A 1,564-nucleotide genomic window follows, 5' to 3' on the forward strand; every position below is an offset into this window, starting at 1 on the left:
TGGACGGGCCGGTCGATGGAGCGCTTGGCGACTTCTTGTTTCGCTGGCCCGTCCCCACTCCGGTTGTCCTGTGTGATCGGCGAATGTCTTCCGGAACGGTGTATCGCTGGGCGATGATGTCGCGGGCTTGGATCGCGGTGACGGGTGTGCCGTCGACGTCGCGCAGCTGGTAGTGCGTGTGGTTTTTCCAGCATGATGCGATGCGGGTCAGCAGGGTGGTTGCGATGTGGCAGAGCGCAGAGTTGTGGTGCTTGCCGGCTTCGACCATCAGCCGGTGATACTTCGCGGCCAAGGTGGGGTCGTGGCGGCGCGCCTGGCTGGCGGCCATGAACAATGCTTCGCGGAGCAGGGCGTCGCCGCGTTTGGTCGGGCCGCCGTGGCTGCCGGAGACGCCGGACGCGTTCAGCGACGGAATAAGGCCGCTGAAACCGCGGACTGCTGCCAAGGACGAGAACCGGTTGACGTTGCCGAGCCGTCCGAGAATGACTGCCCCGGTCACGGGTCCGACGCCGGGCGCGGAGGTGATGATCCCTTCGGGGTCACGTTCGGCGACCAGGACGGCGATACGTTCGTCGACATCTTTGATTTCATCGGTGATCGCCAGCGCGAGGCGGGCTTCGACGGCGATGTCGTCGGCCAGCTCGGCAAAGGCCAGTTCCTCGCCCCACAATTCGGTGGTCGCGGCGGCTGCGGCCAGGACCCTGTCGGCTTCCGGGTCGCCCCAGGCGCCGCGGGAGTGCCGGTAGAAGAATCGGGCCAACCGCGCACGGCCGAGGCGACGGACGGCGTGTGGGTCGGCGTAGCCGGCGGCGAGGAACCGCAGCGGAGTCTTGTTCGCCAGATCGCCGCTGAGGGCGGCATGCCAGTCCGGTCCCAGGATCTCCAGCAGCGCATCGAGCCGGGCGAGGCCGGCGGTGCGGCGCTGGACCAGCGTGGAGTGCAGTTTCGTCGCGCGCCGCAGCGGATCGCCCGGCCCCGTGCCCCGCTCGGGATGGAGTCCTTCGGGGTGCAGCAACGGCAGCCGGGCCAGCAGGACCGAGTCCATCCGGTCGCTCTTGGTGTGTTTGGCGTAGTAGGCGCGCAGATCCGCCGACCGCTCTGCGGACACCAGCACCACCGTCGCGCCCCGTCGGCGAAACCACGCGGCCAACGGAACCCACGCGTTGCGGGTCGGCTCCATCACGACCGTCACCTCCGCAGCCGTGACGCCGTCGGGCAGCCGTGCCCACAACCGATCCAGTTCCTCGCTGCGGGTGCGGAAGCGGTGCCCGGACCAGAGCACGCGTCCCTGCTCGTCGGCCATGCTGGCTTGGTGCTGCGCGCGGACCGCGAGGTCGATGCCCATCCGAACGATCAATGCCGGCTCCCTTGCTCGCGTGAATTCGGATCCGGCCGCCGCACCGCCGTGGGAGTCCGAGCCGCACCAGACATTCGCTAACAGGGATCCACATCCGCCTCGATCAGGACATGGTCACCGGGTTCCTAACAGGGCATCTCGAACTCCGGCAGTGGCCCCGCCCGCCAGCATGGTCAACAGGCAAGGAGTCGCGCAGCGCTCCACTCG

At 68.5% G+C, this 1,564-nt stretch carries 1 protein-coding gene; it reads right to left on the reverse strand.

The features are described 5' to 3' along the window. Nucleotides 1–1,345, reverse strand: a 1,345-nt coding sequence (locus AB0383_RS50065) for an IS110 family transposase (RefSeq protein WP_364190799.1), incomplete at its 3' end; no start/stop codon positions are given. Nucleotides 1,346–1,564: the final 219 nt, after the last annotated feature.

The organism is Amycolatopsis sp. NPDC051373 (assembly GCF_040689465.1).
Taxonomy (GTDB): Bacteria; Actinomycetota; Actinomycetes; order Mycobacteriales; family Pseudonocardiaceae; genus Amycolatopsis.